The following is a 4595-nucleotide window of genomic DNA, read 5'->3' on the forward strand; positions in this document are numbered from 1 at the left end:
TAACCCGAAACCATCAGTGCCGGACAATGTGGCAGCTGCTGAGAAAAGTTCACCATTTTATGGAAACAGTCAGCCCATTCCCCGGAGGAAAACATGGTCAGGCAAAAGTGTAGCGGTATTAGGCGCAGCTATTTAGTCAGGGAAATGGCTACAGGGAAGTAAAATAACGCTGAGAAGTCAGCTTAAAATAGGATCGCTAAGCGCTGTGTTAAGCGTGAAATAAAGTCTGGATCTCAGCGCCTTTACACTCTCTGCCACTCGTTGACATAACTCGCGATTCTGGTGGCTATACTGGCTGCATAACTCGTTGAAAAATGGATGTAGACGATTTTTACAGGAGGCAGTATGAAGAAGATTGCAGGCGCCGTTCGACGTATTAAACGCTGGGTTACTCAGCCGGAAGACCAGGATTTGCAGGAATGCCGCTCGCTGCGACGCTGGTCGGCCCGCACGGCCTGTTGCCCGAGCAAAAAAGCATGGAAAAGTGTGTTACCGGAGTAATCATCATTTGTTTAGTCTTCATTGAAACAAGTCATGATACTTTGTCTGAAGCAAGCGTCTCAGGCAAGGAAATGCCAGAGAGGCTGACTAACCAAAACACAAATCTATCCATGCAAGCATTTACCGCCACTGAGTTGGCGGTTTTTTTTTGCCTTTTTGTCAGATCGCAGGCAGTAAAAAGCCCCTTGAGCAAAATGCAGCAAGGGGCTGTTAAGGGTGGGGATTGTCACTCTTCATTAGTCATCCCATTTATGGCTGAAATACGCAGCAAGAAAACCCGAAAATAAGATGGTTCCTAAGACTGCGATAAAGACATGCATATTTCCCAGCATGATTAACCTCCGTTAAAGATTCAGACGTACGATAAAAGCCTCACTTACCTTAATTAGCCGCGATGAAGAGAGTATATCGCCTGGAATCTAAACGAATCATTAATTGTGTGAATTAAACTGCCGGTTCGGTAAATTTTTTGCGCCAGGCCAACGGGCTCATGCCTGTTTGCTGTCGGAAATGGTGGCGCAGGGCATTTGCACTGCCAAATCCCGTTTGTTGTGCGATATGGTCGATACTCAGACGCGAGTGGCTGAGCGCCTGTTGCGCACGCTTGAGTCTTTCATTCAGCAACCAGCGGGCTGGCGTGATGCCGGTAGATTCCTGAAAGCGGCGTAATAACGTGCGAGGACTCATGCCCACTCGCTGTGCGAGAGAATCCAGCGTGTGTGGCTGGTCAAGATGCTGATGCAGCCAGTCAAAAAGCTGCCCAAGACGCTGACTTTCGCGGCTCCGTGCGACAGGGCGGGCGACGTGCTGCGTCTGGCTGCCATCGCGGTGGGGCTGAATGACCAGCCGTCGGGCGACATCATTGGCCCGTTCAAGGCCAAAATCCTGCCGCACCACGTCCAGACACAGATCGATACCCGCCGCGCTGCCCGCCGACGTCAGCAGGTGATCGTCGCCCACATACAATACGTCTTCCACCACCTTAATGGCCGGGAACCTACGGGCCAGCTCATCGGTATAGCGCCAGTGCGTGGTGGCCTGTCGGCCATCAAGCAGACCCGTCGCCGCCAGAACAAACACACCTGAACAAATCGACATCAGCCGACAACCACGTTGGTGGGCAGAGCGTAAAGCATCACTGAGCGGTTCCGGCACCGGGGTTTGTACGCCACGCCAGCCAGGCACCACAATCGTATTGGCTTGCTCCAGCAGTTCAGCGCCGCCATCGCTGACAACGCGAATGCCACCGGTCGCACGCAGTTCGCCTTCGTCCACCGCCGCCACGGCAAAACGATACCAGTTGGCCCCAAATTCGGGGCGAGGCAGACCAAAAATCTCGACGGCAACGCCGAATTCAAACGTACAAAGCCCGTCATAGGCAAGAACGACAACGAGAGGGGATTTTTCAGCAACGAGCTCAGTCATGGCAATTTACGCAAAACAGGTAGAGTGCCTAAGAGGTAGCACGACTGGTGCGCTGGCGGCAAGGTTAAGAATTTTTTGTGCGATTGCGGGTTTTATCGCCAACGCGTTCATTAGACGAGGAAAAACGTTCCGACTGGCGCAAATTTTGGTTAAAGTAATCGTTTGCGTACTGAAGGATTTGTGAATAATGAGCCGTAAAACGTTTTTGCAGACGCTGTCTGCGTGCTGTCTGGTCTTACCCGCACTGAGCTTCGCTCAGCAGGCTGAAAAAGGGCCGATCGTCATTCAGGGCGCTATGCCGATTGAGGCTGAGCACTTTGCACAGCGCCTCGATAACCCGAAAGAAGAGCAGATCGGCGGCTGGCGTTTCTGGCGCGGCACGGTGGATGGCTACCCGGTGATTGTCTCTGAGACGCTGAAAGGGATGTCGAACTCCGCCGCTGCAACCGCCATTGCCGCCACACAGTTTCATCCGGTGGCGATCATCAATCAGGGGACTGCGGGCGGGCACGATCCGGCTCTTAAGGTTTATGACATCGTGCTTGGGAAATATTCCGTCAACCTTGGCGCGTTTAAAACGCCTCATAAGCTGAAAGGTGAAGGCAGCGATTCCACCCAGTGGAAACCGATGGATCTTTTAGCCTCCAAGGGTAGCGCTGGCGAAGATAAAAACCCGCACACCATCCGTAAATTCCCGGCAGACTCGCAGTTGCTGGCCGTAGCCGAGAGTGTGAAGAGCACTTACAGCAAAGGCAAAGTGGTGGAAGGCGTGATTGGCTCGGCGGATATCTGGGACAGCGAACTGGACCGCATCAGCCACTTCCACACCAGCTACCAGACGTCTGCCGAAGAGATGGAAACGGCTTCGGCAGCTCAGATTGCCGCCACCTTTAACATTCCTTTCGTCGGCATTCGCGTGCTGTCTAACAACATCACCAATGACGGGAAATACGATCCGCAGACTGGCCTGGCGTGCCAGGATTATGTTTATCAGGTCGTCAAAGCGTATATCGCCAAAATGCCTTCCAGGTAAGCAGCATGCAGGTTCCCGTGAGTGAATGGGAACCTGTTTTTTCTTTATGACTCCGATTGTCACGATCCTGGCGAATTCTGTCAGGAGCAGGTACAGCACGTCGCGGCAATTATTGGTTTGATAAACAAGAGCCAACCCCTTGTTAATCAAACCTGAAAGGAGTCATCATGAGCATCGTCTCTGCCATTCCCGCCGCCAGCCCTGAAGAAGCCATCGCCCATTTCCAGCGGCGACTCAGTGTCGAAACCGACTGCGATGATGTCCACAGTGCAATGACAGCAGGTGACGCCGATTTCGTCCTGCTCCATGTTGTTGGCAGCCCTGAAGCCTTCAATCATCGGCATATTCCCGGCGCTCTTCATCTCCCTCATCGCTTCATCACGGCTGAGCGAATGGGCGAGTGGCCGCCTGAAACGTTGTTTGTGGTGTACTGTGCTGGCCCGCACTGCAACGGTGCCGATCGCGCCGCGTTGAAGTTGGCTCAGTTGGGCAGGCCGGTCAAAATCATGATTGGTGGCATCACCGGCTGGCAGGATGAAGGCCTCGCGTTCGCCACAACTTGAATCTTTTTCATCAATGCTGCATTTATTCGCAGCACTGCAATTCAGAGAAGCTATTTATGGATAAACAAAAATATCTTTTTAATAAAATTCAGTTTGATCGTTTTTCAAAATAATATATTAAATACCCTCTTTGTTTTTTCATGGAGGATGTATGGTTCGTTTTTTTAAATATGCTGCTGTTCCGGTTTTAATTTATGCTTCTGCCTGCTCAGCGCAGGTCAATACCACCCACTGGGGTTATCAGAATGAAAATGGCCCGGATCACTGGGGGAGTATCACTCAGGATTTCCAGCTCTGTGCTACGGGCAAAAATCAGTCGCCTATTGATATCAAAAAAGCTTCAAAAACCACATTGAGCCATCTGGATTTAGCCTTCAAAGCTGGACCGCAGACGGTAATTAATAACGGGCACAGCATTCAGGTAAATGTCAGCGAAGGGAATACCCTGACGCTGGATGATGAACTTTATACCCTGAATCAATTCCATTTCCACTCGCCAAGTGAGAACGAAATTAACGGACAACATTTCCCGCTGGAAATGCATCTGGTCTATAAAACTGATTCGGGCAACCTGGCAGTGCTGGCCGTGATGTTCAAAACGGGCAGTGAAAACAAAGCACTGGCAAATCTTTGGCAATATCTTCCCGTGAAAGAAGGAGAAGAGTCAGCGCTAAGCCAACCGGTGCAGGTGAAGGAATTACTCCCCTCAGAGCTGAATCACTATCGCTTTAGTGGCTCGTTGACTACGCCACCGTGTACTGAAGGGGTGGCCTGGATGGTCTTTGAGAAACAGCTACAGGCTTCTGAGCAACAGATCCATAGGTTTAAAACCATCATTCACGACAATAATCGCCCAGTACAACCGATCAATGGTCGAGTGGTTGTTGAAGAATAAATACGGCTGAGTCTCTATCTGGCGGCAGTGAGAGAAAGCGATCGGCTTTGTTGAATAAATCAGATTTCGGGTAAGTCTCCCCGAAGCAGGTTGTGTTTTCAGGCAATACGCACGCTTTCTGGCATACCTGCTTTCGTCATTTTGTTCAGCGCTCGCACCATGGCCATTGCCTCCGCAA

At 51.1% G+C, this 4595-nt stretch carries 7 protein-coding genes and 1 pseudogene; 5 read left to right on the forward strand and 3 right to left on the reverse strand.

Features of this window, described 5'->3' with window-relative positions; all coding sequences use genetic code 11:
• Positions 1-113: pseudogene (locus ACRCWW_RS16005) on the forward strand (IS630 family transposase); the annotation flags it as partial.
• Between the two features lie 232 nt (positions 114-345).
• Positions 346-501 carry a hypothetical protein gene (locus ACRCWW_RS16010; protein WP_438683279.1) on the forward strand — a complete coding sequence of 52 codons (156 nt, stop codon included), beginning with the start codon at positions 346-348 and terminating at the stop codon, positions 499-501.
• Between the two features lie 236 nt (positions 502-737).
• Here the strand turns inward: ACRCWW_RS16010 and mgtS are convergent, their stop codons facing one another.
• Positions 738-833, reverse strand: coding sequence for a protein MgtS (gene mgtS / locus ACRCWW_RS16015; protein WP_438683280.1), 96 nt, complete (start codon positions 831-833; stop codon positions 738-740).
• Between the two features lie 112 nt (positions 834-945).
• Positions 946-1926 carry a transcriptional regulator FtrA gene (gene ftrA / locus ACRCWW_RS16020; RefSeq protein ID WP_438683281.1) on the reverse strand — a complete coding sequence of 327 codons (981 nt, stop codon included), beginning with the start codon at positions 1924-1926 and terminating at the stop codon, positions 946-948.
• 187 nt (positions 1927-2113) lie between these two features.
• Between ftrA and ACRCWW_RS16025 the strand changes: the two genes are divergently transcribed.
• From ACRCWW_RS16025 to ACRCWW_RS16035, 3 genes are all read left to right on the forward strand, one after another.
• Positions 2114-2959 (forward strand): 5'-methylthioadenosine/S-adenosylhomocysteine nucleosidase, encoded by an 846-nt coding sequence (locus tag ACRCWW_RS16025; RefSeq protein WP_438683282.1) that lies wholly within the window; start codon positions 2114-2116, stop codon positions 2957-2959.
• Positions 2960-3126: 167 nt separating this feature from the next.
• Positions 3127-3522, forward strand: coding sequence for a rhodanese-like domain-containing protein (locus ACRCWW_RS16030; RefSeq protein ID WP_438683283.1), 396 nt, complete (start codon positions 3127-3129; stop codon positions 3520-3522).
• Positions 3523-3673: 151 nt separating this feature from the next.
• Entirely contained in the window at positions 3674-4417 is a 744-nt protein-coding gene (locus tag ACRCWW_RS16035) for a carbonic anhydrase (protein WP_438683284.1), read from the forward strand.
• A 98-nt stretch (positions 4418-4515) separates the two neighbouring features.
• Here ACRCWW_RS16035 and ACRCWW_RS16040 read toward each other — a convergent pair.
• A partial coding sequence (locus tag ACRCWW_RS16040; protein WP_438681511.1) for a hypothetical protein occupies positions 4516-4595 on the reverse strand: 80 nt, incomplete at its 5' end.

The sequence above is a fragment of the Scandinavium sp. genome (assembly GCF_051650185.1).
GTDB lineage: Bacteria > Pseudomonadota > Gammaproteobacteria > Enterobacterales > Enterobacteriaceae > Scandinavium.

Bases quoted from the DNA above. Each gene is read 5' to 3' on its own strand.
- ACRCWW_RS16010 (WP_438683279.1), top strand. From the start codon at position 346: ATGAAGAAGATTGCAGGCGCCGTTCGACGTATTAAACGCTGGGTTACT.
- mgtS (WP_438683280.1), bottom strand. From the start codon at position 833: ATGCTGGGAAATATGCATGTCTTTATCGCAGTCTTAGGAACCATCTTA.
- ftrA (WP_438683281.1), bottom strand. From the start codon at position 1,926: ATGACTGAGCTCGTTGCTGAAAAATCCCCTCTCGTTGTCGTTCTTGCC.
- ACRCWW_RS16025 (WP_438683282.1), top strand. From the start codon at position 2,114: ATGAGCCGTAAAACGTTTTTGCAGACGCTGTCTGCGTGCTGTCTGGTC.
- ACRCWW_RS16030 (WP_438683283.1), top strand. From the start codon at position 3,127: ATGAGCATCGTCTCTGCCATTCCCGCCGCCAGCCCTGAAGAAGCCATC.
- ACRCWW_RS16035 (WP_438683284.1), top strand. From the start codon at position 3,674: ATGGTTCGTTTTTTTAAATATGCTGCTGTTCCGGTTTTAATTTATGCT.